Origin of the sequence: Longimicrobium sp. (assembly GCA_036377595.1) — a bacterium.
Classification (GTDB): domain Bacteria; phylum Gemmatimonadota; class Gemmatimonadetes; order Longimicrobiales; family Longimicrobiaceae; genus Longimicrobium.
This window is the reverse complement of sequence record DASUYB010000163.1, coordinates 17312-41997: the sequence shown is the minus strand read 5'-3', so window position 1 is coordinate 41997 and position 24686 is coordinate 17312. Positions and strand designations below refer to the sequence as shown.

Here is a 24686-nt window from a genome sequence, read left to right as displayed (position 1 = left end):
CTGGCCGGCCCGCGCAAGAACCTGTGCGTGGTGGGCGACGACGACCAGTCGATCTACGCCTGGCGCGGCGCCGACGTGCGCAACATCCTGGACTTCGAGCGCCACTTCCCCGGCGCGCGCATCGTCGTCCTCGAGGAGAACTACCGCTCCACCCAGCGCATCCTCGACGCGGCCAACGGCGTCATCGCCCACAACACCTCGCGGCGCGAGAAGCGGCTGCGGACCTCCAACGGGCCGGGGCCCAAGCTCGACTACTACGAGTTCGTGGAAGAGGGGCAGAAGACGGCCGAGGAGCTCGAGGCGGAGATGGTCTCGCGCGAGATCACCGTCCGCCGGCTGGTCGAGAGCGTGCAGTGGAGCGACTTCGCCGTGCTCTATCGCACCAATCTCCAGTCCCGGCCGCTGGAAGAGGCGCTGCGGGCCGCGAACGTCCCCTACCGCGTGGTCGGCGGCACATCGTACTTCGACCGCAAGGAGGTGGCGGACCTGGTCGCCTACCTGCGCGTGGTGATGAACCCGAAGGACGAGGTGGCGCTGCGGCGGATCATCAACTACCCCACGCGGGGAATCGGGCGGACGACGCAGCTCAAGCTGGTCGAGGCCGCGCGCGAGGCGAAGGTGCCGTTGTACGAGATGCTGCGGCGGGTGCGGGAGATGGAGGGCGTCAGCAAGGCGCAGCAGGAGCCCATCCGCCACTTCGTGGAGATGATGGACGAGCTCCGCCACGAGTACCACGCCACGGAGGCCACGCTCCGCGCCGGGGAGACGGGCGGGCGGACGCTGCACGGCTTCGTGAAGCAGCTCGCGTCGCGCGTGCGGCTGGAGGAGGCGGTGCGCGCGGACAACGCGAAGAGCGAGCGCGCCGCCGAGGTGCGCGTCGACATCCTCCGCGACTTCATGGCGTCGGTCGGCACCTTCGAGGAGCGCGTCTGGGGCGCACAGCCACTGCCGGACGAGGAGGACGACTGGGAGCCGCCCACGCTGCGCGCCTTCCTGGAGAAGATCTCGCTGGTGGAGGACGACGAGAAGAAGGACGACAGGGACGACGAGCCCAACCGCGTGACGCTGATGACGCTGCACGCGGCCAAGGGGCTGGAGTTCACGCACGTGTTCATCGTGGGCCTGGAGGAGGAGATCCTCCCGCACAGCCGCAGCGTGAACATGGTGTCGACGGACGGGACGGACCCGATCAGCGAGGAACGGCGCCTGTTCTACGTGGGGATCACGCGGGCGCGGCACCGGCTCACCCTCTCCGGCTGCGCCACCCGCCGCCAGCGCGGCGACGCCATCCCCCGCCAGCCCAGCCGCTTCCTGAAGGAGGTCCCCGCCGACCTGCTCGAGTACCGCACCGGCAAGCGCAGCAGCCTGAGCGAGGAGGACAGCAAGGAGCTGAAGGCCAACTTCTTCTCGAAGATGCGGGAGATGCTGGGGGCACAGCAGTAAAGTGCTGAGTGCTGAGTGCGCGGGGACGACGGTCGTGGTGTGGAGGAGATGTAGACGATGCGAGTGAACTCGCGGCTACAACGACACGCAGTCCGCCTTCGCGGACTTCGTCCGGCGCGAGAATCGATCTTCGTTGCGCTACCGTAAGATGTTGGCGCACCGAGACCTGCACGCGATGACGTCATCCTGAGCGGAACCGGGGCCTGCGATGCCGAACCTGACCATCACCTCCGAGCCAGAGGGGCCGCTGGATGATCTGAACACGCTCGTCCGCGGGTTGAGCGAGTTCAACCACAGCGTCGTTCCCTTCGACAAGGGCGCGTCCGTACGGCTGTTCCTTCGTGACGAGGACGGCGCGATCGCCGGCGGGCTGTTCGCGGAGATCTACATGGGGTGGATGTACGTGCGAATCCTCTGGATCGCCGACGCGCACCGCGGCGGGGGCCACGGCGTGGAGCTCATGCGCCGCGCCGAGGACGAGGCCCGCACGCACGGCTGCCACTCCGCGTGGGTCGACACCTTCAGCTTTCAGGCGCCGGAGTTCTACCGGAAGCTCGGCTACCGCGAGTTCGGCCGGCTGGACGACTACCCGGCCGGCTTCGCGCGCGTCTTCCTGGCCAAGCAGCTCGGCCAAGGCTGACGGCCGACCATCATCTCCCCCATGTCCGACCTGACCATCACGCTGGAACAGGACCCGCCCGCCGAGGACGTCCGCGCGCTCGACGAGCGCCTGACCGCGTTCAACCTGCGCGTGGTGAAGGATGCCCGGTACGAGACGCTGCGCTTCTTCCTGCGCGACGCGTCCGGCGCCGTGGTGGGTGGGCTGATCGCCGACGCCCTGATGGGATGGATGTTCGTGCAGATCCTGTACGTCGACGACGCGTACCGCGGGCAGGGGCACGGCGCCGCGCTGATGCGCCGCGCCGAGGAGGAGGCGCGCCGCCGCGGCTTCCGCGGGATGTGGCTCGACACCTTCACCTTCCAGGCGCCGGAGTTCTACCTCAGGCTCGGCTTCACGGAGTTCGGCCGCCTCGACGACTTCCCGCCCGGCTACTCGCGCCACTTCCTGATGAAGCGGCTGGATTCCGGAAACTCCTGATATGATACCGTTTCTCAGGATCTACCGTGCATTCCCATGTTCCTGACTGAAGAATCACACGGAGGTAACGGAGGAACTCCGATCGCGTTCAGTCCCTCCGTTACCTCCGTTCCCTCCGTGTGAGTCATTCTTTGAGGATGTCGGAATGCACACTGAATCCTCGGAATTGGTATGATATCGGAGCGGTACACGGAGAAGCAGGGCGGCAGCGAGACCTCCGCTGCCGCCCTGCTTCTCAGATGATGCCGCCCGCTTCAGGTGATCAGGCGGGCGTGCAGTTCATGGCCGTGCACTGGTAGCAGACCGGGTACCCCGAGTCGCAGCTCGTTCCGCCGCAGGTGCGCGGATACCCGCAGCTGTACTGCACCGAGGTGGGGCATCCGGGCCCCGACACGTCGTTGGCCAGGACCGTGCCGTTCGCCTGGACGGCGGGTTGGAGCTCGAACGGCTCGACCGCGAGCGCATCGGGATCCAGTCGCAGCTTCTTCATCGTTCCCTCCTTGTCGGAGCCGTGCTTCGGGCGCGACGCATTCGCGCCACGCCGCCGTGCCGCTCAGCACACCTTGGCCGTGCACTGGTAGCAGAGCGGGTAGCCCGAGTCGCAGCTCGTGCCGCCGCAGGTCGCGGGATAGCCGCAGCTGTCCGCGGGTCCGGTGCAGTGCCGCGGCGTCGAGGCGTCGGCGCCCAGCACGGTGCCGCTCACCTCCGCGGCCGTTTTCATCTCGAAAGGCTCGACCGAGAGCTCTTCCGGGTTCAGCCGAAGCTTCTTCATGGGTCCTCCACGTTTCGGAGTTGCATCCACCGCATCACCCGCGCCTCAGATGGTGCAGGCGCGGCAGACGGGGTAGCCCGAGGGACAGCTCGTGCCGCCGCAGGTGAACGGGTAGCCGCAGCTTGCGTCCGGCCCCGTGCAGTTGCGCGGCGACGACGCGTCGGCGCCCATCACGGTGCCGGCCGGCTCCGCCTTCGCCTCCACCTCGAAGGGCGAGACCGAGAGCTCGTCCGGATTCAGCCGAAGCTTCTTCATGGGTCACCTCCGCGTTCGGGGATGCGCCGGGCACGACCCGTTCGCGCCCGAACGTACATCATGCGCGCGCAAGGGGATGCAAGCAAGGCGGTTTCGCGTCGCCCGGCACGACACTACTTTCTCGGGGCGCTCCGGATCGATAGATTCGTGACGCCACATCGCCCGGCCCTTATCCCCGGCCGGACGACAGCCCGTCGGAAGTCCTGCCGGTCCCGCTCCGCAACGGAGCGCCAGTTCCCGCCACAAGCGTTGCAGATCAACACAATCAGCGAAATGTCGCCCCAGGTACGCATGGACCTTTTTTCCCCTGCCGACCCTTGGATGTCCTTGCCGACGTGACTGCGTTGTCCGTCCCCGCCGCCGCCGAGGCGTGCGCGGCGTGCGGCGCGCCGGCGGACGATTGCAGGTGCGCGCGGCTGATCGAGTCGCTGCGCGGCCGCGCGGCTGCCCTCCAGCGCGCCGGGATGGCGGCCGCGCGCGACGGCGAGCTGCATCGCGCGCTCGCGCTGCTGCGGCGCGCGTCACGGCTGGCCGCGCCGGAGCCGGACGCCGCGCGGGTGCTGTCCCTGGTCGCGCTCTGTCTCGGCGAGGCGGGGGCCGCCGCGCGGGCTTGGCGCGGCGTGGGGACGGACGAGCCCGCGCCGCTGGAACGCGACGGCGTCCGCGAAGCCCTCAGCCTCTACAACCAGGCACTCGCCGAGGCACACGGCGGAGACGGCGAGGTCGCCGCATCCCTCGCGAACGAGGCGCTGGAGCGTCTCCCCGACCTTCTCCCCGCCCACCGCCTCCGTGCGCTGCTCGCCGCGGAGCGCGGGGACGTCACCACCGCGCGCGCCGCGTGCGAGGCGGGCCTGGCGATCTGCAGCGACGATCTGCCGCTGCAGCGCTGGCTCGCGAACCTGCCCGCGTCCGATGCGCCGGTGCCGATCGCCGCGCCCGATTTGATCGCGTCCGATCCGCCCGCGCCGGTCGCCGCGCCGTCCTCCAGTTCGCCGCCGCGTGCCCGCGCCACCCTCCCGCTGGCGGCGGCGTGGGCCGGCTCGGTGCTCATTACCATCTTCCTGACCTACAGGCTCGGGTATCGCGCCGGGGCGGATCTCCCGCAGGCAAACGCATCGAGCCCCGTCGTCGCGCCCGCACCCGCGTCCGCGCCAGCACCGGCGATCCCGCTGCCCCCCGCGCGGATGGCGGCGCTTGCCGCGCCGTTCGACTTCGCGGCGTACCGGCGCGGGCGAGACGCGTTCGACCGTGGAGATTGGCAGCGCGCGGCGACGGAGCTGTCCGGCGCCGCCACCGTTCCCGCGGACGCGTACTACCGCGACGACGCGCTGTATCTCCTGGCCCGCGCGCAGGCACGCGCCGCCCGCCCCGGCGAGGCGCGCGGGACCGCCGCGCTCCTCCTGCGCGACCATCCCGAATCCATCTTCGCCAACCGCATCACCCGGCGCATCGCCGAACGGGGGACCGAATGACCGCGACCGCCTTCTCCCCGCGCGACGAGATCGCCCGCCTCGTGCCCATCGACCTGGACGGCGCGGACATGGAGATCCCCGCCGACGACGACCTGGCCGGGCAGTGGGGCGAGATGACGCGCAACCTGGCGCGGCTGGGGAAGCAGCAGCTGCGCATCAACCAGACGGTGGAGCTGCTCGAGGCGCAGCTGGCCGAGGCGCAGGAGCGCGGCGAGGAGCACCGCCGCGAGGCCGGGCGGCTGCGCGACCAGGCCGCCGCCACCGCGCGCCGGCTCCTGGAGCTGGTCGACACGCTCGACGACGTGGCCGTGCTGGCGCGGCAGATCGGCGAGCCCAAGTGGCTGGCGCACCTGGAGCGCTTCAGTGTCCGGGCGCTGCGCATCCTGGAGCAGGTGGGGCTCACCGAGATCCCCGCCCTGGGCGAGGCGTTCGACGCCGAGGAGCACGACGCGCTCGACACCGCCGAGCGCCACGGCGACCAGGCGCCCTACCAGATCGTGCAGGTCATCCGCCGCGGCTTCCGCTTTCACGGCGCCGTGCTGCGGCGCGCCGAAGTGATCACCACCCGCTGAGTAAGTCAGTCCTGAGTCCCAGGTCCTGAGTGAACAAGCCCCTGTAACGTGCGTTGATGCAATTACTCAGGACCCAAGACCCAGGACTTAGGACTTAGGACTTAGGACTTAGGACTCAGGACTCAGGACTCGTAAACTCGACAGACCTTCTGAGCACCCACTTGTGAGGAGAGGTTCGCAATGATCGTGGGGATCGACCTGGGCACCTCGACCTCCGAGGTGGCCGTGCTGAAGAACGGCAGACCGATGCTGATCCGCGAGGTCGCCGGATCGGTGCAGGGAATCCTTCCCTCGGTGGTGGCCGTGGACACCGACGGCCAGCTGCGCGTGGGCGAGAGCGCGGAAAAGCTGCTGATCCCCAAGCCCGACCGCGCGGTGCAGGAGGTCAAGCGGAAGATGGGGGGCGAGGAGCGCGTCAGCATCGGCGCCGAGGAGTTCACCCCGCAGGAGATCTCCGCCCGCATCCTCCGCCACCTCAAGCAGGAGGCGGAGAAGTACCTCGGCGAGCCCGTCACCGAGGCGGTCATCACCGTCCCCGCGTACTTCAACGACCGGCAGCGCCGCGCCACCCAGGACGCGGCCGAGATCGCCGGGGTGCGCTGCCGCCGGCTGATCAACGAGCCCACCGCGGCCGCGCTGGCGTACGGGATCGAGCGCCCCGGGGTGGAGGAGAAGATCGTGGTCTACGACCTGGGCGGCGGCACGCTGGACGTGACCGTGCTGGAGCTCAGCGAGGGCTACCTCGACGTGCTGGCCAGCACCGGCAACGCCGAGCTGGGCGGCAAGGACCTCGACGAGCGCCTGATGGACTTCCTGCGCCGCGAGTGCATGCGTGCCGCGGGCGTCGACCTCTTCGCCAGTCCCCGCAACCGGCAGAAGCTGAAGGCGGCCGCGAAGCACGCGAAGGAGGAGCTGTCGTCGCAGGAGTCGGTGCAGGTGATGATCGAGAACGCGGGGATGAGCCCCGAGGGCGACCCCATCGACTTCGAGCGCGCCGTCACCCGCGACGAGTTCGAGTCGCTGGTCTTCGACCTGGTGGAATCGACGCGCGCGCAGCTGGACCAGGCGCTGGCGGAGAAGGGGCTGCGCGCGGAGGAGATCGACACCGTGCTGATGGTGGGCGGCTCCACCCGCACCCCGCTGGTGCGCCGCTTCGTGAGCGAGTACTTCGGCGGGCGCACGCTGCGCACCGAGGTCAGCCCCGACGAGGCGGTGGCGCTGGGCGCGGCGGTGCTGTCGGGAATCGAGGCGCGCCAGATCGACCCGGGCGAGGTGGTGATCACCGACGTGTCGGCCTTCACCTTCGGCGTCGAGGTGCTGAGCGACGAGCACGGGCAGAAGGTGGGCGGGGTGTTCAGCCCCATCATCCGCCGCAACACCACCATCCCCTGCACGCGCACGGAGACGTACTTCACCTCGTCCGACTTCCAGCAGCAGGTGCACGTGAAGCTCTTCCAGGGCGACGCGCGCTTCGTCCGTGACAACACCCCGGTCGGCGACTTCCTGCACCAGATCTCGGCCCCCGGCCCCGAGGGGCAGCCCTTCGAGATCCAGATGTCGTACAACCTCGACGGGATCATCGAGGTGGTCGCCCGCGACACCCGCGGGCGCGAGACGGGGCTCCGGCTGCAGCCCGACCGCGCGGTGATGTCGGACGACGAGAAGGCGCGCGCCCGCGCACGGATCGACGATGCCCACCCCGGCGCCCTCACCGCCGCGGCCGCGCCGGCCCCACGCGCGGCGCCGGCCGCCGGAAGCGATGACGCCGCCGGCGGCGACGGCGAGGCGTGGAAGCGCTCGCCGCTGTACGCGAAGGTCGCCGCGCTGCTGCGCCACGCGGAGACGCGGATGGCGCAGCTGGAGCCCGGCGCCCGGGCGCGGGTGGACCACCTGGCCAGCGAGCTGAAGGCCGCGCTCGCGGCGGGCGACGCGGAGCGCGTGGCGGAGCGCGAGCAGCAATTGATCGACACCCTCTTCGAACTCGACTGAAGCCCCGGAGCACACAGATGTCCACGACCACCATCCACATCGACATCCACGCCGAGGACCTGTACGAGCGCCTGGGGGTGGAGCGCACGGCCAGCCGCGACGAGGTGCGCGCCGCCTACCGCGCGCTCCTGCGCCGCTATCCCCCCGAGCGCGCGCCCGAGGAGTTCAAGCGCATCCGCGAGGCGTACGAGGTGCTGAACGACGCCGCCTCGCGCGCCGAGTACGACCGCGCGCCCAGCGCCGCCGTGCAGCGGCTGCTGCGGCTGGCCTCGGCCGCGATGGAGGCGCAGCGGTATCCCGAGGCGGAGCAGCACCTGAAGCAGGTGCTGGCCGAGGACCCCACGCTCGACTACGCGCGCAACTGGCTGGGCCTCTGCTTCCTCTACCAGGAGAAGCCCGGGCACGCGCTTCCGCTGTTCGAGCAGCTGCTGCAGCGCGAGCAGCCCTCGCCCGCGTGGTTCGGCAACGCGGGGCACGCCTACGCGCGGCTGGGGCGCATCGCCGACGCGGAGTCGATGTTCCGGCGCGCCGTGCTGGCCGCCGACGCCGAGGGCGAGGACGTGACCAGCTACTACGTGGCGCTGGCCGACCTGTACATCGACCGCAAGGACCTGGACGCCGCCGAGGAGGTGCTGGAGAAGGCGATCCGGCACGACGGCACGGTCGACTTCGAGGACCTGCGCTACTTCACCAAGCTCCTGGAGGTGCAGCTCGTCCGCAACGACCCGCAGCGCGCCGACGCGGTGCTGCGGCGCATCCGGGTGGTGGCGGTCGACGAGCAGCAGCGCGAGTACACCGCGTGGAAGCTGGGCGACCTGGCGTGCCAGCTGCTCGCCGCCGGGGCGTTCACGCTGGCCGCCGCGGTCGCGCGCGCCAGCGGCGAGCTGCAGCCCCAGGACGGCGACTACCGGTCGCTGGCGCAGGTGGCGTCGCTGCTGAGCCAGAAGAACCACGCCGACGCCGAGCAGATGCTGCGCACGCACCGCTGCTTCTGGGGCGAGGGGCGGCTGGCGGGCCTCAACTCGACCATCCGCCAGCACTGCTCGCAGCTGCGGGTGTTCGGCCCCATGAAGCCGATCTCCAGCGCGCCGCCGCTGTTCACCCTCAACGGCTTCGGCACCATGCTGTACGGCGAGCGCGACCCCGACGCGCAGACGCGCTCGCACGTGGCCACGCTCTACCTGGTGGGGATCTTCATCCCCGTGATCCCGCTGGCCTGCTACCGCGTGATCCGCGACGGCGACCGGTCGTGGCGCTTCCTGGGGAAGGTGCCGTTCTCGAAGGCGAACAAGATCCACCTGGCCGCCTCGCTCGTGGTGATCTTCTTCTTCGTCCTCGCGGTCGCGCTCACCCCATCGACGCCCTCCTCGAGCAGCTACTACTCGTCGGGATCGAGCTACGGCAGCGACTACGGCACGTCCCCGCAGAGGCCGAGCGCGCTGCGGGACCTGTCGTCTTCCTACTCCCCGGGCTCGACCGGCTCTCCGTCGGAGGAGGGCGAAGCGACGGGCGAGCAGGCCAGGATCGAGAGCGAACGATTCCGCGTGCGGTGGATGGGGTCGCAGGTGCAGACGCTGCAGGCCCGGCAGGACTCCATCGGCAACGCCATCGACGACCTGAAGTCCCAGATCTCGGCGATCGAGGGCCGCGCGACGGGCGGCACGATCGCGTCAGGGGACTATCCGCGCTACCGCCGCCTGATCGAGCGCCACAACGCGCTGATCGACAGATACAACGAGGTCCAGTCGCAGGTGCAACGGGAGACCGCGGAATACGAAACCGCGCTTCGGGCGCTCAACTCCCGGATCGACCGGTACAACTCCGCGCAATAGTCAGAATCTGGAAAAGACTTTATCTCACGCAGAGTTAGCAGGGTCAGCAGAGAGAACGGCTGGTTCTCTGCTGACCCTGCTAACTCTGCGTGAGAATTGCTGTTGGAGATGCTGACTACGCGCGCCCGGTGAGCCGCCGGATCGCCCACTCCGCCGCCGCGAAGAGCAGCAGCGCGGCGAACAGGAGCCACGGGCTCGGCCCACGCCATCCGCCGGGCTGCGCAGCGCCGAGACGGCCGATGGTTGCGCGCACCGAGTCCGCCGGGAGCATGCGGCCGCCGGAGCGCGCCGCCAGCAACGCAAGCCGCGCCCACCCGTCCGCCGACGCGCCGGCGGTGCGCGTCGCGCGGAAGGCCGCGCGCGGCGGCTGGCCGGCGAACGCGAGGGTGTGGAGCCCATCCCCAGCGGGGATAAAGGCGGCGCGGAGCACGTTGGGAGATGAAGAATCGCGCGCGAGCCGCAGCGTGTCCGCCGTGCGGTCCGGGCGCGTGAGGAAGAGCGGCGGCAGCGGCGCGTCCGGCTGATCGCGTGCGTCGAACACGCGCACCTCACGGCGGACGCCGGCGGGACCGGGGGCGCCGTCGAGCTGGATGGTGAGCGGCTCGGGGCGCGAGGACGAAAGCCAGTCCACCAGCGAGCGCCAGAACTCGCGGTGCTCGGCGATGCGCCCGCCCTCCATCCGCCATCGCCACGTCTCGCCGATGGCCAGCGCGGCGGCTCGGCCGCGGCCCAGCGGACGCAGCGCCAGCAGCCCGCCCGCGGGGGACGACGCAGCCGCCGTCGAGCCCGCGACGCCGGCCGCGAACGGCTGTGCCGCCGAGGTGATGCGGTCGGGCGGGAGCGGCGCCAGCTCCGGCGGCAGCGCCCAGCGGATCGCGGCGCCGTCCACGGTCGCGACGCGCCCGCCCGGGCGAACCAGGCCGACGCCCGCCGTGCCCGCGCGGTCGCCGGCCAGGAGCACGCCGCCGCCCCGCGCGGCCCAGTCGGCGAGCGTCGCGGCTTCCCCGGCGTTCAGCGGCGCACCGTCGAGCACGATCACCGCATCGACGTTCGCGAGCCGCGCGGGTGTGAGGATAGAACCGGCGCCCTGCGCGACGGCCAGCCCCCGCCCGAGCGACAGCGTCTGCTCCACCCGCGCGCCGCTCTCCTCCAGCGCCCGGACGACGAACTTCGCCTCCCAGTCCGGGAAGCCGGCCCGCAACAGTACGCGCGGCGGCCCCGCCGAATCGACCCACGCGCCCGCGCTCGCGGTGGCCGCGTCGCCGCGGGGCCAGGCGGCGCGCACCTGCCATTCGCGCCACCCCGCCACCGCCGGGCGCACGCGGAACGCGCCCGACGCCTCGCCGCGTGCGTCGGTCTGCACCGTCAGGCTGTCCACCGCGCCGCCGGACTCGGTGAGATAGACGCGCGCGCTGTCGCCGGGCGTGCCGTGCAGCCGGAACGAGACGGCGGCCGCGCGCCCGGCCAGCGGCCGCGCGGTGACGATCGCATCGATGAGCCGCGCGGTGGCGGGGAGGACGCCGAACAGCGGCGCGCGCTCGGCCGCCGCGGCGAGCGCCTCCAGCTCCATTGGCGACGGAGGAGATGCGGATTCGTAAACCGTCGCCGCGGGCTCGGGACCCGTGAGCAGCGCCTCCGCCGTCCCGAAATCAGCGGGACCGCGCAGGCGCACGACACGCCCCGCCACCGTCTCCGCGCGCCAGGACGACGGCAGCGCCAGCGCAAGCACCAGCAGCGCGAGGACGATCGCGCGGAGGATGATGGGAAGACGCGTCATGCCGCGCCGGCCGCGGTGCGGATGGCCGCGACGGATGCGTGAGGGATGCGCGCCCGGAGGGCCGGGACCCCGCCGCGCGGGCGGGGATGCCGTGGCCGCGAACGGGCGCCTGGCGCGGCGGGGGCCCGGCGCGGTTGGGCACAGTTGTATCGTGCCCTACCGCGCGCGCAGCCCGGCCCCCGCGCAGCGGGGGACACGCCCAAATCCGTAGTTGTCTGTGCCTTGGCCGAAAGAATCATCGCGTGAGCGCGTACACGATGATGTTGACGCCGAAGCGCGTGTTGTCGAGCGACTGGAAGCGCTTGTTGCGGAAGTGGTAGCCCCATTCGGAGCTGTAGTCCTTGTTGCTGTAGAGCACGCCCAGCCGCCCGTTCACCACGATTCCCTGCAGGTGCTCGTGCACCAGGTTGTCGCCCCACCCGTTCAGCTCGTGGCTCGTGGTGGGCGGCCCCTCGGGGAAGGTGAAGAAGGCGCGGTAGAGCTCGTGGTCGTTCGGCAGGTCGCGCAGCGCGCCCGCGCCGAAGACGCGGCGCAGCTCCGCCGTGGCCGTGCGGTGGAAGGCGCCGTCCACGTCGTGATTGTGGTCGTCGATGAAGACGAACCCGCCGCGCTCCACGTACGCCTTCAGGTTCGCGCTCTCCTGCTGGCTGAAACGGACCGGGAGATGGCCGGTCAGGTAGATGAACGGAAAGCGGAAGAGCTCCGGGCTGGCCAGGTCCACCACCGCGCCCTGCGGCGCCACCGGGATGGAGGTGTACTGCGCGATGGAGTGGATCAGGTTCGTGGGCACCAGCGGCGCCGAGTCCCAGTCCCCCGAGTCGTAGCGCGCCGTCGCGAACACGAATGGCGCCGGCTTCACCGCCGCGGCGGCCCCGGACGCGGCGAGAACCAGCGCGGCGGCGGCGCGAAGCGCGCGGCGCACGATCCGCAAAGGACGCGTCACGGCGCCCTCCCCAGGCGGCGGAAGTACTCGGCGGCCGCGGGATCGGCGGTGGAGGGCAGCGCGCGGGCGCGCGTCCCCGCGCCGGGGGCGACGTGGGCGCGGGCGCGCAGGAGAAGCGCCCGCGCCTGTGCCGTGCGTCCCGCCTGCGCCTCGCCCGCGGCGCGCGAAAGGAGCGCCGCCGCCTGCGGGTCCGCGCCGGGGCCGCCCAGCGCGCGCGCCGCCAGCGCGGAAAGCTGCAGCGAGAGCGTGCGCGCGGGCGTGCCCACGGCGGCGGATGCGACGCGATCAATCTCCGCCAGGAGTGCCTCGGAGGAGGGGAGCGCGGCGCCGGCGGCACGGCCCGTGGGCGCGGCGTCGTCCAGCTTCCCCTGCCCGCGCGCCGAATCGACGTCGACCGGATCGACGCGCACGTTGCCGCTGGGGAAGATGCGCTCAGCCTTGCGCAGCTCGTCGATGATGCGCAGCGCCTGATACTGGTGCGGGAGCGCGCCTTCGGGCGAGCCCTGGTTCAGCTCGCGCTCGGCGGCCCACATCAGGTTGTACAGCCCCAGCAACGTGCGGTTGACGTCCAGGATCGGGTCGGCGTCGTGCTTGTGCGCGATCTCGTCCATCGTCCCCTGCCCCGTCGCCGCGGACGCGACCGCCAGCACCTGGTCGGAGAACGACTGACCGTTCGCACCCTGGCCTGAGGGGGACGGCGCGGCGGACGCGGGCTGATCCGCATCGTGGTGCCCCGCCCCGCCCTGCTCGGTGAAGCCGTGCTCCACGCCCAGGTCCTGCATCGCCCCGGTCTGGCGCGTGAAGATCTGCTCGCCCACGCGCTCGCGCAGCCGCTCCTGGTCTTCCGCGATCACCGCCGCCTGCGACCGGAACTGCGCGTCCGCGATGCGCCCGCGCTGCGCCCGCAGCCGCTCGGTACGGATCACCAGCATGCGCTGCGAAAGGAGCGGGTCGCGCGGCAGCTCCATGGGGAAGCCCACGGCGGTGTTGACGCGGTCCATCTCCTCGGGGCGGGCGATGCGGATCATCCGCGTGCGCGACACGCTCTCGCCCGGGCCGGTGACGTCGTTGCGGTCCGATGCCACGGCGCGCACGTGGATCACGTCGCCCGGCTCCAGCTGCATGGCGTCGAGGTCGAGCACCAGCTCGCCCGCCGCCGTCTTCCCCTCCCTCCGCAGCGAGGCGAAGGGCCAGACGCCCTCGGTGTACTGGAAGGTCTCGCCGCTCCCGCGCGTGCGGCTCCAGGAGAGCGCGAACGGGCCGACGCCCCAGTCGTCGGCGGCGGTCGCGCGGACGGCGATGCGCCCGTGTCCGCTGGCGAGGACGAGGTCCTGCTCCGGCGCGGTCAGCTGCACGTCCGGCGCGCGGTCGGGGACGACGGTGACCGGAACCACGCGGCGCGACACCACCTCGCCGTTGGCCAGCGCCTCGAGCGAGATCCCGCGCTCACCGCCGGACTGCGCCCACTCGACCGACCATTCGCCGCCACGGCGGTGCACGGGAAGCTCGCCGCCGCCGATGCGCAGCGCCCGCACCGCGTCCCAGCGGTCGAAGAACGCCGAGTGCAGGCGGACGCGGCTTCCCGCCAGCGCCTGCAGCGGCTCGTCGCCGCGCCCCTCGCTCGACCGTGCGCCGGTGTAGTCGGGTGGAGTGATGCGCCAGCGCATCTCGTCGAACGCGGGCATCGGCGGCGCGGGGACGACGGGGAGGGTGTTCGCGCGCACTTCACGCCAGCGCTGCTCGTACGCGTCGCGGGGATGCAGCCACCGCCCCCACGCCTCGCGCGCCGTGGTCGGGAAGGCGATGGAGAAGGCGAACGCGGCGGCCCACGTGGTCAGCAGCGCGATCAGCGGGACGAAGATGCGGAACGGGGCGACGTCGGTGGCCTCGATGCCGGCAAGACGCCGCTCCGCATCGGCCACGAACGCGCGGGCGACGATGGACTCGGGATCGCCCACCGCCACGTCGAAGGCGGTGATCAGCCGGTTGTCGAGCTCGGGGATGCGCTCCTCGGCCAGGAGCGCGAAGCGCCGCGCCGAGGGCGGCCGCGCGATCCGCATCGCCGCGAATGCCAGCGTCGCCACGCCGAGGGTGGGCGGCACCCAGCGCAGCACCTCGCGCAGGACGGCGCGGAGTGGGAAGAGCAGGTCGAGGGTGAGGAGGAAGAGCGCCGAAAGGGCCAGCAGCGCGGGCCCCACGACCAGCGCGCGGACCAGCACCGACCACCGCCAGAGCCGCCGCACGCGCGCCACGATCCGCTCCACCGGCGGGAGGACCGGCGGCGAGGGGGGAATGCGGCGGAGGACGGTGTTCATGCCGATTTCGTACGACCGTAGGCGAAAAACGTTTCGGTGAGCGCCGCCAGCAGCGCCGCCGCCATCACCCAGCGCCCGAGCGCGATCCCGCCGCCCGCGCCGGGGACCGCGCCCGCGGCCACGACGGCCGGTCCGCGCCCGCGCAGCACGGCGCGCGCACCCGCGTCCAGCGGCGCCTCTCCGTCGCCGGGAGCGGGAGATTCGCAGCCGCGCGCGAGGTGGTCGATCACGCGGGGATACGCCGCGTCGAGCGTCATCTCCCCCCGCTCCAGATCGGTCGCCGCGAACACGATGCAGCCACGCCCGATGCGCCGCGCGGCCGCCGCGGGACGGCCGTCCTCCCACGCCGCGATGGCCGCCGCGTCAGGCGCCGCATCTCCTGAAACGCGCGTCGCCGCGCCGGAGACGTGCTCGCCCGAGGCCAGCCACATCGCGCCACCCGTGCTGTCCACGCGCATCGCCCCGCGCCAGGGGAGGAGGTCGCGGAAGGACGCGGCGGCGGGCGCGGTCACCAGCACCGTCGCCCCCGACTCGGCGTGGAGCCGCAGCGCATCCGCCGTCGCCGCGGGGACGGGAGCGGCGACGACGGCGAGCCGCGCGCTCCCCATGGAGACGGCGTTCGCGGCGGGGACGTCACGCACCGTCCATCCCGTCGCCTCCAGCGCCAGCTTCGCGTACGCGACGGGCGCAGGGCGATCACCGACGAGGTAGATCGCCTCGCGGGAGGCGGTATCTACTCGCGCCGAATCGGCCGCCGCCGCGCCCTGGATCGCCACCACCTCGATCGCGCCCGGCCACGCGGCGCGGCGAAGCGGGGCGATGCCGTCGCTCCACGCGCTCCATCGCGGCCGGGTGATGAGCGTGACGCGGATCGAGTCCGCGCCGCGAAGCTCGCGCGCGGCGGCGGGGATGGAGCGCAGCGCGGCGGAGTAGCGGCTGGGCGCGCGCGACGGCGGCGAGCCGGCGAGCGTGGCGAACGTCGCCTCGGTCACGCGGTGCATGCGGACGCCGAGGGTGTCGAACAGCACCAGCTCACCACGCAGCGTGCCATCCGGCGCGAGCAGGCGGCGGCGCGCCTCGGCGACCGCTTGCGGCCACGCGTCGCCAATTCCCGCGCCGGTGTCGAGCAGCACCACCTCGCGGGTGCCGCGCGCCGCGGGGAACCAGACCGGGCGCGCGAACGCCGCGCCGGCCAGCACCAGCAGCAGCATCCGCAGGGCCAGGAGGAGCGGATCCGTCGGCCGGCTGACGCGGACGGCGGTGCGCGGGTCGGGCGACAGGAAGCGCTCGGTCGGCAGCGGCGCGCGCGATGGCGGGCGGCGGCGGATCAGGTGCAGCGCCAGCGGCACCAGCGCGGCCAGCGCGCCGGCCAGCAGGAACGCGGGCGTGCCGAAGGTGATCACGTCCCCCGCCGGCGGTTGACCCACGCGACCAGCGCCTGCTCCACCGGCTCGGCGGTGGAGAGCGGCACGTACTCCACGCCGCGCTCGCGCAACCGGTCCGCCAGCATCGCGAAATACTCGCCGACGCGGCGGGCGTAGCCGGGGTCCGCGCGCGGCGTGGCGGGGACCTGCCGCGCCGGACGCTCGGGGTCGAAGAAGAGACCCGCGTCCGGCGTCGCATCCCCCGTCTCCTCCGGCGTCAGCACGCGCAGCACGATCACCTCGTCGCCGCGCGCGCGGAGGCGGCCGGCGGCGACGGCGAGCGCATCTCCGCCATCCTCCTCCAGCAGGTCGGAGATGACGATGACGCGCCCGCCGCGGCGCATCTGCGTGCCCACGCGATCCAGCACGGCGGCGGCGCCTTCGGAGCCGCCGGGGCGCAGCCGCTCCAGGTTCAGCAGCAGGTCGTGGAGATGGCCCTTGCGCGCCCTCGGCGCCAACAGCAGCCGCGCCCCCGCGCCGAACGCGGCCAGCCCGACCGCGTCGCCCGCGCCGATCATCAGGTGCGCGAGCGCGGCGGCCAGGTACGAGGCGTAGCGCAGCTTCGACACGCCGCCCGCGCCCGCGTACTCCATCGACGCGGACGCATCGACCACCACGTACGCCTGGAGATTGGAGCGCTCCTCGAACTCGCGCACGTACAGCCGGTCGGTGCGCGCATACAGCTTCCAGTCCAGGTAGCGGACGTCGTCGCCCTGCTGGTAGTCGCGGTGCTTCGCGAAGTCCTCGCCCGCCCCGCGCAATGGCGAACGGTGGATCCCCGCCTGGAAGCCGCGGACCACCGTGCGCGCGATCAGCTCGAGCCCGCCGAGGTGCTCGAGGAGGCCGGGCGGGAGGAAGTCGGTGGAGGCGGTCATCCGTGCACCTCGCCAACATCCAGCCCCGGCGGCTGAAGCCACGGCAACCACCACACGAAGTCCGCTTCGCGGACTGGAGGGCCGACGTCCGGCTGCTTCAGCCGGCCCCGGCGCGGCCGCGGATCCCCCCCACCCCCGGCCCCTCCCCCACGAGGGGGGAGGGATGGGGGAGGGGAGAACTCAGCGCGGGCGACGGACCTCGGCTCGATGGACCCATGCCGCGGCGTGAGTCCGCGAAGGCGGACTTCGGGCCGTTGTTGCAGCGAATTCATTCGCCCGCAACACCCTGGCAGGGAGGAGCTCACAACCCGCTCCGCGGCGGCTCGACGGCCTGGAGGAGGCGGGAGACCACGGCGTCGGTCGACACGCCCTCGGCCTCGGCGTGGAAGTTCACCAGCACGCGGTGGCGCAGCACCGGAAGCGCCACGCGCCGCACGTCGTCGGGAGTCACGTGGAAGCGGCCGGCGAGAAGCGCGCGCGCCTTTGCGCCCAGGATCAGCGCCTGTCCGGCGCGCGGGCCGGCGCCCCAGCGCACCCAGCGCTTCACGTCGTCCGTCGCGCTCCCGTCGGCCGGGCGGGTGGCGCGGACGAGCGAGGCGGCGTAGGCCAGGACGTTGTCGGCGACGGGCACCTCGCGCGTCCAGCGCTGCAGCGTCAGCACGCGCTCGGCGTCCAGCACCGGCTGCACGTCGGCGTCGAGCGTGCCCGTCGTGGCGCGAAGGATCTCCACCTCCTCGTCCGCGCTGGGGTAGTCCAGCCGGATGTCGAGCATGAAGCGATCGAGCTGCGCCTCGGGAAGCGGATACGTCCCCTCCTGCTCGATCGGGTTCTGCGTGGCGAGGACGAAGAAGGGGCGCGGGAGGAGGAGGTCCTCGCCGCCGGCGGTCACGCGGCCCTCCTGCATGGCCTCGAGCAGCGCGGCCTGCGTCTTCGGCGGCGTGCGGTTGATCTCGTCGGCCAGCAGCACCTGGGTGAACACGGGGCCGCGGATGAAGCGCGCCGCGCGGCGCCCCGTGGTCCGGTCCTCCTCGATCACCTCCGTGCCGGTGATGTCGCCCGGCATCAGGTCGGGGGTGAACTGCACGCGCTTGAACTCCAGCTCCAGCGCCTGCGCCAGCGTCCGCACCAGCAGCGTCTTCGCCAGCCCGGGAACGCCGACGAGGAGCGCGTGGCCGCCCGCCAGGAGGCAGATGATCACCTCCTCCAGCACGCGCTCCTGGCCCACGATGCGGCGCTGCACCTGCGCGCGGAGCTGGGCCGCGTCGCCCAGCAGGGTCTCGATTTCCTTCTCGGCGGTAGCCAGGGGATGTACCTCGCGTGGAGTTCGGATCGCCGGTCGGCGGAGCGGCTCGGAATACAATCGCCACCCTGCTGAGATCCTCGCACCGGTGCGGATGGTTTGCAACGCGGCGCGAGCGTGCCCCGCGGTGCCGCGAACGGCGCGCGGAGAGATGGCGATGAGGGGCGCAACATCTCGCCCGCGCGCCGGGATCGCAACGGGGACAGGGAGATGAAACGCGGCGCGCCCGCCATGTTACCGGCGGGCGCGCGTGGGAGGTCGCTGCTCAGAAGCTGTTATGCACTCTGTGCATCTCGGGTTAGATTCGATGCATGTCGAATCGCAAAAAGTACCCGAGTGATGTCAGCGACGAGGAATGGGCCTTCGTCGCACCGTATCTGGCCCTGATCAGCGTGACAGCTCCCCAGCGCGAGCACTCGTTACGCGAGGTTTTCAACGGCCTGCGCTGGATCGTCAAAACCGGCTCGCCATGGCGGTACATGCCGAACGACCTGCCGCCGTGGGCTGCCGTTTACCAGCAGACGCAGCGCTGGATCCGGGCCGAGGTATTCGAATCCATGACGAAGGACCTCCGGGCGCTCATCCGGCTGCTCCAGGGCCGCAACGAGCAGCCTACCGGCTCGGTGATCGACGCACGCACGCTGCGCTCCACGCCCGAGAGCGGGCACCGGGCGGGCAACGATCCGCACAAGAAGACCCGCGGGTCCAAGGTGCACATCTCGGTCGACACGCTCGGCAACCTGCTTGCGGTCGTGGTCACCTCCGCCAGCGCCCAGGACCGCGATGCCGTTGCCGCGCTCGCCCACGCGACGCAGAAGACCACGGGCGAAAACGTCGAGTTGGCCTACGTCGACGGCGCGTATCGCGGACCGCAGGCAAGCGACGCAGCCAAGGAGCATGGAATCCGCCTCGAAGTCGTCATGGTCCCGGAGGCGGTGAAGGGCTTCGTGCTCCTGCCCAAGCGCTGGGTCGTCGAGCGCAGCTTCGCCTGGCTCACGCGATTCCGCAGGTTGGCCAAGGACTACGAGCGATTGCCTGAGACGCTGGCCGGTCTGCATTTCATCGCCTTTGCCTGTCTCATGCTGGCGAAGGCCTACAAGCTGCTCGAGATCGGTTCATAACAGCTTCTCAGGGGATGACGACGCTGCCGCCACCGAACCCGGGCCCTTCGTTCACGCCCGGCCCCGTCGCCAGCGTCAGCTGCGTCAGCCGCGGGAGCTCGGTGACGCTCGGCGGCGCCCAGGGCCGTCTCGCGCCCGCGGCCGGATGCGTCTCGGGATCGATCTCGGTCATGATCGGCACGATGAACCGGGGGGATCAGGAGCGGGGTGCCGCATCGCCATCGGCGTGCGGCGCGGGGGATTCGATGCGCGGGCGCCTCCGTCGGCGCCGCGACAGGCCGAGCGCGTCCGCGGAATCGATGGCGATCACCAGGGTGAGCACGATCATCCCCAGGAGCGACACGCCGCCGACGATCATCCCGAAGGTGGTCTGGCTGCGGGCGCCGTACGGGTCGTCCGCGAAGATCACCGTCAGCGCGCCGGCTCCCATCCCCCCGAGACAGAGCAGGTAGAGCAGGGCGATGACGACGATCTCCGCGCCGCGGCCGGCGTGCGCGCCGACGCTCTCCGGCTTGAGGATGCTAAGCCGGCGGGGGGAACGCGAGGGTGTTTCCACGAGGTGTCCTGCGGGGGACGAGGAGGAAGGTCCGGAAATGGAATATGTGGTTCGTAACCCGGAAGTCCAGTCGCGGCCGATCGCCCGGCCGGATCCGATGCGGTGCGGGCCGCGCCGGATGCCAGGATGCTTGCACCGCGCGCGGCGGCGCCTATCGTTCGGGGAGAGCCCTCTCCGCGTCACCGCAACCTCTCCGGCGACGCTCTCCCCCGGCCGCGCCTCCGCCGGGGCCACACCGCTACCTCCCGCCCGGCAGGTGCACCATGTCCATCACCTTCAATGGAGTCAGCCTGAGCGTGGGCGCGCCGTTCAACGCCGACAAGAGCGTCGGATCGGTCGGCGGCCGCGGGTGCCACGTCGTCTCCGGGGGCGGCCTCGGCATCTCGCTCGACCCGTTCTGGTTCGAGATTCCCTGCGACTGCCCGCCCCAGCAGGGCGACACCATCGTGGTCGAGTCCACCACCATCCTCTTCATCGACATCACCGAGATCACCTGGAGCCTGTGCGGCGGGCAATGCACGGGCTCCAGCTCCGACGTGGGGATCTCGCTGGGGCTGGACATCAAGAAGCTGAAGTGGGTGGTGGACTGAACCCGCCTCACCCCGGCCGGGCCAGCTCGCCGCGCGGGGCGGAGCGGATCTCGGCGCGCGGGCCGACGTCGAAGTCGAAGATCCCGCTGGGGACGGCCACCGTGCAGCACACGTTGGGGTGCTCGAGCATGCACGAGATGTGGCCGTGCACGGGCGCGGCGGCCAGCAGCACGTACACCTGCTCGCCGGCGAATCCGAAGCGCTGCAGGTGCCGGATGGCGTGGCGGCAGGCCATCCGGTACGCCACCCACACGTCCAGGTAGTGCTGGGTGTCGTTCTCGTCGACCGAGATCCCCTGGAAGGTGACGAACTCGGAGTAGCCGCGCTCGGTGGGGGCCGGCTCGAACACCGGGCTGGTGATCCCCGTGCGGTTGATGCCGTCGGGGATCAGGTCCACGTGCAGGTCGATGTACCCCGCCATCTTCACCCCGCCCAGCCCGGTGATCTTCCCGTCGCCCTGCGAGAACTGCAGGTCGCCCACGGAGAGGTTGGCGCCGGGGACGTAGACCGGGAGGTAGGCGCGCGAGCCGCGGGCCAGCTCCTTCACGTCGAGGTTGCCGCCGTTCTCGCGCGCCGCCCAGGTGCGCGCCGCCTCGCCCGCGATGCGCTCGGCGCGCGCGCCGTCGAGCATCCCCAGCAACGCGCCCTCGGCCTGCGGCACCGCGGTCCCCTGCGCGAAGTGGCCGCCGTGCGTGGCGGTGGCCTTCAGCTCGCGGCGGTTCCAGCGCGCCAGCCGCTCGGGCGACGGCGCGCACCCGATCGTCCCCGGGTGCGGGAGCGCGGCGAAGCGCACGTCCTGCACGTGGCGCGAGGTGGCGTAGATCCCGTTCAGGTCCCAGATGGCCTTGCGTGCCTCGGGATACTCGTCGGTCAGCAGCCCTGTCCCCGTGTGCCGGTCCAGGATCCCCGTGTATCCCCACTCCGCGCCGGACAGCGGGCCGATGTCGAGCACGTCCACCACCAGCAGGTCGCCCGGGCGCGCGCCGTTCACCGCCACCGGGCCGCTCAGGTAGTGGAGCTGGGCCAGGTCGAGGTCGCGCACGTCGTCGGCGGTGTCGCTGTTCACGATCTGCCCGCCCGACAGGTCCAGGCACTCCATGCGGAACACCGACCCCGGATCGACGGAGGCGACCGGGGGGATGTCGGGATGCCAGCGGTTGTGGGGACGCGGGTACTGCTCCTCGGGCGGGCGCCGCAGGTCGACGCCGATCAGGGTGGTCGGCACGGCTTCACCTCCGCGCGGCCGAGGGGCCGTGCGGCAAGGACGGGGATGGGATGGCCCGCGCGGGAGGCGATCCGCGCGGGCAGGGTGACGTCAGGTCGATTCGGGAGACGGATCGGGCCCGCCGGCCGGCGCGCCGAAGCGCCGCGCCACGTCGTCCAGCGCCTGCGCGAGCCGCTGGATGGCGTCGCCCGCGCCGCGAAGGTACGGGTCGCCCTGCGGCGCCGGCTCGCGCTCGCGCGGGCCCTCGCCGGTCAGCAGCCAGTGGCCGTTGACCCGCAGCGCGCCCGGCAGGCGCAGCATCACGTCGCCGTTGGGCACGCGGCCGCGGGTGAACCACTCGCTCACCGTGGCCACGCCCACGCCCAGCTCGCGCGCCAGGTCGGCCTGCGACAGGCCGCGGTCGTCCAGGATCTGGCGCAGCCGCTCGAAAAAGGCCGAAAGCTCCACCGCCTTGCGGCGCACCGGGCCCGGTCTCGATTCGGAAGGCAGCCCCCCACCTCCGGCCAACGGGATCCCCTGCTCAGGTCGCATCTGACGCCCCTGCAAGGATTTAGCCGCTGCGTCGAGGGCCGCGCGGGGGGCCTCGTCCCGCTTCGTGCCCGATTCGGGTAGCCGAACCGCATTTGACATGTCGAACACACCGTAGCAGATTGACGCGCGCCCGGCAAGGCTGCCGCTCCCGCGGGCGATTCCCCTCACGACCCGATCCCGCCCAGCCCGTGAGCCGAACCATCCTGCTCGTCGAGGACCACGAAGACAACCGCATCGTGTACCGCACGATGCTGGAGCACTTCGGCTACCGCGTGCTCTTGGCCGGCGACGGTGGCGAGGGGGTGCGGATGGCCCGCGAGCACCACCCGGACCTGATCCTGATGGACGTGTCGATCCCGGTGATGGACGGCTGGGAGGCCACCGCCGCCCTCAAGGCCGACTCCGCCACCGCGTCGATCCCCATCATCGCGCTGACGGCGCACGCGCTGGCCGCCGACCGCGAGCGCGCGGTGGAGGTCGGCTGCGACGGCTACCTGGCCAAGCCGGTGGAGCCGCGCCGCGTCCTCGAGGAGGTCCGCCGCTTCCTGGGCGATGAGCCCTGACGCGCACGGCACGTTCCGCACCCCGTCAACATCAGCGGCTCTCGAGATCATCGGGAGCCGCTTCGAATTTCATGGCTAGGGAGCGAACATCCGCGCCAGCGTGTCCAGCACGAGCTTGCGAGTAGGTCGATCGAGATCACCCAGGCGTTGTCCCAATCGCGTCTTGTCGACGGTTCGGATCTGGTCCAGCGCAACCTGCCCGTTCTTCCCGCCGAACACGCAATCGACCCTGCTGGGATATGGACGTCCGCGGGTGGTCATCGGCGCTATGATCACGGTCTTCAAGGGACGATTCATCTCGTTGGGAGAGATGATCAGGCAGGGGCGTGTCTTCTGGATCTCGCTACCCTTTGTGGGGTCGAGCCGCGTGAGATAGACGTCGAACCGCTTCACGCCCACTCCCATTCTTCGTCGTCCCACGAGGAACTGCCGAGCTGCTCACCGTCGAGCAACTCGTCGTCACCCCGTGCGCTCATTTCCGCGAACGCCTCCTCCCAGCCCGCACGCGGGTGCTCCGCCGCGCGCACGATAATCTCGCCGTCGTTCGCCTCGAGCTCCACTTCTCCCTCCAGCCCACTCCGTTCGAGGAGCGACTTTGGGAGCCGGACCCCCTTCGAATTGCCGATCCGAATGATTCGCGCTCTCACGATTCCCTCCTTGGTGTAATCACAATGTAATCACATCGAAAATGGGTTGCCAGGGAGCAGCGCGTCTGGCGGTCACCGCCGCAGCTCGGGCGGGATGTCGGGGAGCCAGCCGACGTCGAGCACGCCCCAGAAGCCGACGAGGATGGCTTCCGCCGCGTCGTGGCGCAGCGACGTGGGCCGCGGCGCGCCCGACCACTCGATGATGCGCCGCGCGAGCCCGTCCGCCGTGGTCTTGGCCTGCGCGCCGGTGCGCTGCTCGCGCGGGTAGAGCAGCGCGCGCCGCCATTCCTCCGCGCCGATGCGGCGCACGCCCAGCCGCCGCCGCGCCGCTTCGCGCTCCCACGCGTCGGCCAGCGGGCCGCCTCCCTCGATCACCAGCCACGCCAGGTCGCGCTCGCCGTCGAGCAGCGCGGGCACGGCACGCCGCAGCCGCGCCGCGCTGCCGAAGTTCTGCGAGCGGTAGCGCAGCAGCCGTCCGTCTCCCCCGTACAGCGCCAGCCCCGTCCGCACGCCCAGGTCCACCGCCAGCAGCGTCTGCATGGAAACGGGGCGAGGCAAGGACCCTGCCCCGCCCCGCCCGGCCTCGCGCCGCGAACTTCAGGTCCGCCGCGCGCCGAAGTAGATCAGTTCCTCACCGGGATCGATGGCAAAACGGATCCGCTCCAGACATCCCTGCCACCCGAGGTAGCTGGGGAGCATCCACTGCGTCCCGGCATCCAGCTCCGGAACGAAGGCGGTCGCCTCGAACGTCAGCGGTTCACCCGCCGAAGCGTGCATCGTCACCGGCAGCCGGTGGATCGTGCCTTCGAGGGCGAACCCGCGAATCATGATCCGATCCCTGCCCAGCGCAACCGTGTCGTCCAGCCCCAGCGCGGCTCCAACGGAGGGGCTGAGCACCAGGTACGCGCCCCCCGTGTCGAGAACGGCGGCGGTCGCTACGTCGCCGACGGCGATTTCCACGAAGAGCCGGGTGAGGCGCTCGCCGAGCGTCGCCGGCCGGGAAGAGCACCGTGCCTCGCCGGTCGCGAACGACGATCCGGTGCTGTCGGCAAGGCGGCTCATGTGACCTGCGTCACGACGATTCCCTGCAGCGAGGCGAGCTGGCTCCGCAGCTCCTCGAAGCTGTCCGCCGCCGCGACCAGGCCGCTTTCACCCACGGCCACCCAGCGTCCCGCGTATTCGTCCGCGTGTTCCTTGATCCACTGGAGCGCGCCGGGCACCTGCCGCCCGCGACGTCGCCCGCTGGAGAGTGGCATCGTCTCGTGTCGAGGCATGGAAACCGTCTCCGCGATGGATGTGTCATCCGATTTCGACGGTGTCCATTTTACTTCGGGACGGGGAGATTCGCAACCCTCTTCGCTCACCTCACCGCTCCGGATCTGCCC

The 24686-nt window shown here is 71.7% G+C and carries 28 protein-coding genes; 10 read left to right on the top strand and 18 right to left on the bottom strand.

All coding sequences use genetic code 11. From position 1 onward, the window contains the following. From VF092_27950 to VF092_27940, 3 genes are all read left to right on the top strand, one after another. Window positions 1-1443: 3'-5' exonuclease (locus VF092_27950; protein HEX6751156.1), on the top strand; the 1443-nt coding region annotated here is incomplete at its 5' end. A gap of 208 nt (window positions 1444-1651) precedes the next feature. Beyond that, the gene (locus VF092_27945) at window positions 1652-2083 is read left to right on the top strand and encodes a GNAT family N-acetyltransferase (protein ID HEX6751155.1); all 432 of its coding nucleotides are present in this window, start codon (window positions 1652-1654) and stop codon (window positions 2081-2083) included. A 21-nt stretch (window positions 2084-2104) separates the two neighbouring features. Further along, complete coding sequence (locus VF092_27940) at window positions 2105-2542, top strand: GNAT family N-acetyltransferase (protein ID HEX6751154.1); 438 nt, start codon at window positions 2105-2107, stop codon at window positions 2540-2542. A 262-nt stretch (window positions 2543-2804) separates the two neighbouring features. Here the strand turns inward: VF092_27940 and VF092_27935 are convergent, their stop codons facing one another. The 3 genes from VF092_27935 to VF092_27925 all read right to left on the bottom strand — a co-directional run bounded on the left by VF092_27935 (window position 2805) and on the right by VF092_27925 (window position 3569). Next, window positions 2805-3032, bottom strand: coding sequence for a hypothetical protein (locus VF092_27935; GenBank protein ID HEX6751153.1), 228 nt, complete (start codon window positions 3030-3032; stop codon window positions 2805-2807). Between the two features lie 63 nt (window positions 3033-3095). Beyond that, window positions 3096-3314, bottom strand: a complete 219-nt coding sequence (locus VF092_27930) for a hypothetical protein (GenBank protein HEX6751152.1) — start codon at window positions 3312-3314, stop codon at window positions 3096-3098. A 45-nt stretch (window positions 3315-3359) separates the two neighbouring features. Further along, on the bottom strand, window positions 3360-3569 hold the full coding sequence (locus tag VF092_27925; protein HEX6751151.1) for a hypothetical protein: 210 nt from the start codon (window positions 3567-3569) through the stop codon (window positions 3360-3362). Window positions 3570-3913: 344 nt separating this feature from the next. On the opposite strand from VF092_27925, the gene VF092_27920 reads away from it, so the two are divergent. The 4 genes from VF092_27920 to VF092_27905 all read left to right on the top strand — a co-directional run bounded on the left by VF092_27920 (window position 3914) and on the right by VF092_27905 (window position 9434). After that, window positions 3914-5041 carry a hypothetical protein gene (locus tag VF092_27920; protein ID HEX6751150.1) on the top strand — a complete coding sequence of 376 codons (1128 nt, stop codon included), beginning with the start codon at window positions 3914-3916 and terminating at the stop codon, window positions 5039-5041. Further along, window positions 5038-5613, top strand: a complete 576-nt coding sequence (gene grpE, locus VF092_27915) for a nucleotide exchange factor GrpE (protein HEX6751149.1) — start codon at window positions 5038-5040, stop codon at window positions 5611-5613. The genes VF092_27920 and grpE overlap by 4 nt, the downstream gene beginning before the upstream one ends. Before the next feature lie 180 nt (window positions 5614-5793). Continuing rightward, window positions 5794-7602 (top strand): Hsp70 family protein, encoded by a 1809-nt coding sequence (locus VF092_27910; GenBank protein HEX6751148.1) that lies wholly within the window; start codon window positions 5794-5796, stop codon window positions 7600-7602. A gap of 17 nt (window positions 7603-7619) precedes the next feature. After that, the gene (locus VF092_27905) at window positions 7620-9434 is read left to right on the top strand and encodes a DnaJ domain-containing protein (GenBank protein HEX6751147.1); all 1815 of its coding nucleotides are present in this window, start codon (window positions 7620-7622) and stop codon (window positions 9432-9434) included. A gap of 115 nt (window positions 9435-9549) precedes the next feature. On the opposite strand, the gene VF092_27900 is transcribed toward VF092_27905, so the two are convergent. The 6 genes from VF092_27900 to VF092_27875 all read right to left on the bottom strand — a co-directional run bounded on the left by VF092_27900 (window position 9550) and on the right by VF092_27875 (window position 18128). Then, window positions 9550-11211, bottom strand: a complete 1662-nt coding sequence (locus VF092_27900; GenBank protein ID HEX6751146.1) for a hypothetical protein — start codon at window positions 11209-11211, stop codon at window positions 9550-9552. A 235-nt stretch (window positions 11212-11446) separates the two neighbouring features. Continuing rightward, window positions 11447-12154 carry a DUF4159 domain-containing protein gene (locus VF092_27895; protein HEX6751145.1) on the bottom strand — a complete coding sequence of 236 codons (708 nt, stop codon included), beginning with the start codon at window positions 12152-12154 and terminating at the stop codon, window positions 11447-11449. Beyond that, the gene (locus tag VF092_27890) at window positions 12151-14469 is read right to left on the bottom strand and encodes a hypothetical protein (protein HEX6751144.1); all 2319 of its coding nucleotides are present in this window, start codon (window positions 14467-14469) and stop codon (window positions 12151-12153) included. The genes VF092_27895 and VF092_27890 overlap by 4 nt, the downstream gene beginning before the upstream one ends. Next, window positions 14466-15896, bottom strand: a complete 1431-nt coding sequence (locus VF092_27885; GenBank protein HEX6751143.1) for a BatA domain-containing protein — start codon at window positions 15894-15896, stop codon at window positions 14466-14468. Before VF092_27885 ends, VF092_27890 begins: the two co-directional genes overlap by 4 nt. Then, a complete protein-coding gene (locus tag VF092_27880; GenBank protein ID HEX6751142.1) occupies window positions 15869-16768 on the bottom strand; it encodes a DUF58 domain-containing protein in 900 nt (299 codons plus the stop codon). Before VF092_27880 ends, VF092_27885 begins: the two co-directional genes overlap by 28 nt. A gap of 301 nt (window positions 16769-17069) precedes the next feature. Then, entirely contained in the window at window positions 17070-18128 is a 1059-nt protein-coding gene (locus VF092_27875; protein HEX6751141.1) for a MoxR family ATPase, read from the bottom strand. A gap of 251 nt (window positions 18129-18379) precedes the next feature. Between VF092_27875 and VF092_27870 the strand changes: the two genes are divergently transcribed. After that, the gene (locus VF092_27870; protein HEX6751140.1) at window positions 18380-19189 is read left to right on the top strand and encodes an IS5 family transposase; all 810 of its coding nucleotides are present in this window, start codon (window positions 18380-18382) and stop codon (window positions 19187-19189) included. 7 nt (window positions 19190-19196) lie between these two features. On the opposite strand, the gene VF092_27865 is transcribed toward VF092_27870, so the two are convergent. Beyond that, on the bottom strand, window positions 19197-19361 hold the full coding sequence (locus VF092_27865; protein ID HEX6751139.1) for a hypothetical protein: 165 nt from the start codon (window positions 19359-19361) through the stop codon (window positions 19197-19199). A 24-nt stretch (window positions 19362-19385) separates the two neighbouring features. Next, on the bottom strand, window positions 19386-19745 hold the full coding sequence (locus VF092_27860) for a hypothetical protein (protein HEX6751138.1): 360 nt from the start codon (window positions 19743-19745) through the stop codon (window positions 19386-19388). 263 nt (window positions 19746-20008) lie between these two features. Here VF092_27860 and VF092_27855 point away from each other — a divergent pair, with 263 nt between their 5' ends. After that, the gene (locus VF092_27855) at window positions 20009-20335 is read left to right on the top strand and encodes a hypothetical protein (GenBank protein HEX6751137.1); all 327 of its coding nucleotides are present in this window, start codon (window positions 20009-20011) and stop codon (window positions 20333-20335) included. A gap of 7 nt (window positions 20336-20342) precedes the next feature. Here the strand turns inward: VF092_27855 and fmdA are convergent, their stop codons facing one another. Together fmdA and VF092_27845 are read right to left on the bottom strand one after the other, a co-directional pair. After that, a complete protein-coding gene (fmdA, locus tag VF092_27850) occupies window positions 20343-21560 on the bottom strand; it encodes a formamidase (protein HEX6751136.1) in 1218 nt (405 codons plus the stop codon). A gap of 90 nt (window positions 21561-21650) precedes the next feature. Continuing rightward, the gene (locus tag VF092_27845; GenBank protein HEX6751135.1) at window positions 21651-22022 is read right to left on the bottom strand and encodes a helix-turn-helix transcriptional regulator; all 372 of its coding nucleotides are present in this window, start codon (window positions 22020-22022) and stop codon (window positions 21651-21653) included. A gap of 257 nt (window positions 22023-22279) precedes the next feature. On the opposite strand from VF092_27845, the gene VF092_27840 reads away from it, so the two are divergent. Then, window positions 22280-22654 (top strand): response regulator, encoded by a 375-nt coding sequence (locus VF092_27840; protein HEX6751134.1) that lies wholly within the window; start codon window positions 22280-22282, stop codon window positions 22652-22654. A 75-nt stretch (window positions 22655-22729) separates the two neighbouring features. Here VF092_27840 and VF092_27835 read toward each other — a convergent pair whose 3' ends face one another. The 5 genes from VF092_27835 to VF092_27815 all read right to left on the bottom strand — a co-directional run bounded on the left by VF092_27835 (window position 22730) and on the right by VF092_27815 (window position 24575). After that, window positions 22730-23047: a type II toxin-antitoxin system PemK/MazF family toxin gene (locus tag VF092_27835; protein HEX6751133.1), complete on the bottom strand. Its 318-nt coding sequence runs from the start codon at window positions 23045-23047 to the stop codon at window positions 22730-22732. Next, window positions 23044-23214 carry a hypothetical protein gene (locus VF092_27830; GenBank protein ID HEX6751132.1) on the bottom strand — a complete coding sequence of 57 codons (171 nt, stop codon included), beginning with the start codon at window positions 23212-23214 and terminating at the stop codon, window positions 23044-23046. The genes VF092_27835 and VF092_27830 overlap by 4 nt, the downstream gene beginning before the upstream one ends. A 159-nt stretch (window positions 23215-23373) precedes the next feature. After that, window positions 23374-23841: a hypothetical protein gene (locus VF092_27825; protein HEX6751131.1), complete on the bottom strand. Its 468-nt coding sequence runs from the start codon at window positions 23839-23841 to the stop codon at window positions 23374-23376. Window positions 23842-23898: 57 nt separating this feature from the next. Beyond that, window positions 23899-24363, bottom strand: coding sequence for a hypothetical protein (locus tag VF092_27820; protein HEX6751130.1), 465 nt, complete (start codon window positions 24361-24363; stop codon window positions 23899-23901). Continuing rightward, a complete protein-coding gene (locus VF092_27815; GenBank protein ID HEX6751129.1) occupies window positions 24360-24575 on the bottom strand; it encodes a hypothetical protein in 216 nt (71 codons plus the stop codon). The genes VF092_27820 and VF092_27815 overlap by 4 nt, the downstream gene beginning before the upstream one ends. Between the last annotated feature and the right edge of the window lie 111 nt (window positions 24576-24686).

What these genes read in the sequence shown, in the direction of transcription:
- VF092_27945 (HEX6751155.1), top strand. Translation starts at nt 1,652, where the DNA reads ATGCCGAACCTGACCATCACCTCCGAGCCAGAGGGGCCGCTGGATGAT.
- VF092_27940 (HEX6751154.1), top strand. Translation starts at nt 2,105, where the DNA reads ATGTCCGACCTGACCATCACGCTGGAACAGGACCCGCCCGCCGAGGAC.
- VF092_27935 (HEX6751153.1), bottom strand. Translation starts at nt 3,032, where the DNA reads ATGAAGAAGCTGCGACTGGATCCCGATGCGCTCGCGGTCGAGCCGTTC.
- VF092_27930 (HEX6751152.1), bottom strand. Translation starts at nt 3,314, where the DNA reads ATGAAGAAGCTTCGGCTGAACCCGGAAGAGCTCTCGGTCGAGCCTTTC.
- VF092_27925 (HEX6751151.1), bottom strand. Translation starts at nt 3,569, where the DNA reads ATGAAGAAGCTTCGGCTGAATCCGGACGAGCTCTCGGTCTCGCCCTTC.
- grpE (HEX6751149.1), top strand. Translation starts at nt 5,038, where the DNA reads ATGACCGCGACCGCCTTCTCCCCGCGCGACGAGATCGCCCGCCTCGTG.
- VF092_27910 (HEX6751148.1), top strand. Translation starts at nt 5,794, where the DNA reads ATGATCGTGGGGATCGACCTGGGCACCTCGACCTCCGAGGTGGCCGTG.
- VF092_27905 (HEX6751147.1), top strand. Translation starts at nt 7,620, where the DNA reads ATGTCCACGACCACCATCCACATCGACATCCACGCCGAGGACCTGTAC.
- VF092_27900 (HEX6751146.1), bottom strand. Translation starts at nt 11,211, where the DNA reads ATGACGCGTCTTCCCATCATCCTCCGCGCGATCGTCCTCGCGCTGCTG.
- VF092_27890 (HEX6751144.1), bottom strand. Translation starts at nt 14,469, where the DNA reads ATGAACACCGTCCTCCGCCGCATTCCCCCCTCGCCGCCGGTCCTCCCG.
- VF092_27880 (HEX6751142.1), bottom strand. Translation starts at nt 16,768, where the DNA reads ATGACCGCCTCCACCGACTTCCTCCCGCCCGGCCTCCTCGAGCACCTC.
- VF092_27870 (HEX6751140.1), top strand. Translation starts at nt 18,380, where the DNA reads ATGTCGAATCGCAAAAAGTACCCGAGTGATGTCAGCGACGAGGAATGG.
- VF092_27865 (HEX6751139.1), bottom strand. Translation starts at nt 19,361, where the DNA reads ATGACCGAGATCGATCCCGAGACGCATCCGGCCGCGGGCGCGAGACGG.
- VF092_27855 (HEX6751137.1), top strand. Translation starts at nt 20,009, where the DNA reads ATGTCCATCACCTTCAATGGAGTCAGCCTGAGCGTGGGCGCGCCGTTC.
- VF092_27825 (HEX6751131.1), bottom strand. Translation starts at nt 23,841, where the DNA reads ATGCAGACGCTGCTGGCGGTGGACCTGGGCGTGCGGACGGGGCTGGCG.
- VF092_27820 (HEX6751130.1), bottom strand. Translation starts at nt 24,363, where the DNA reads ATGAGCCGCCTTGCCGACAGCACCGGATCGTCGTTCGCGACCGGCGAG.
- VF092_27815 (HEX6751129.1), bottom strand. Translation starts at nt 24,575, where the DNA reads ATGCCTCGACACGAGACGATGCCACTCTCCAGCGGGCGACGTCGCGGG.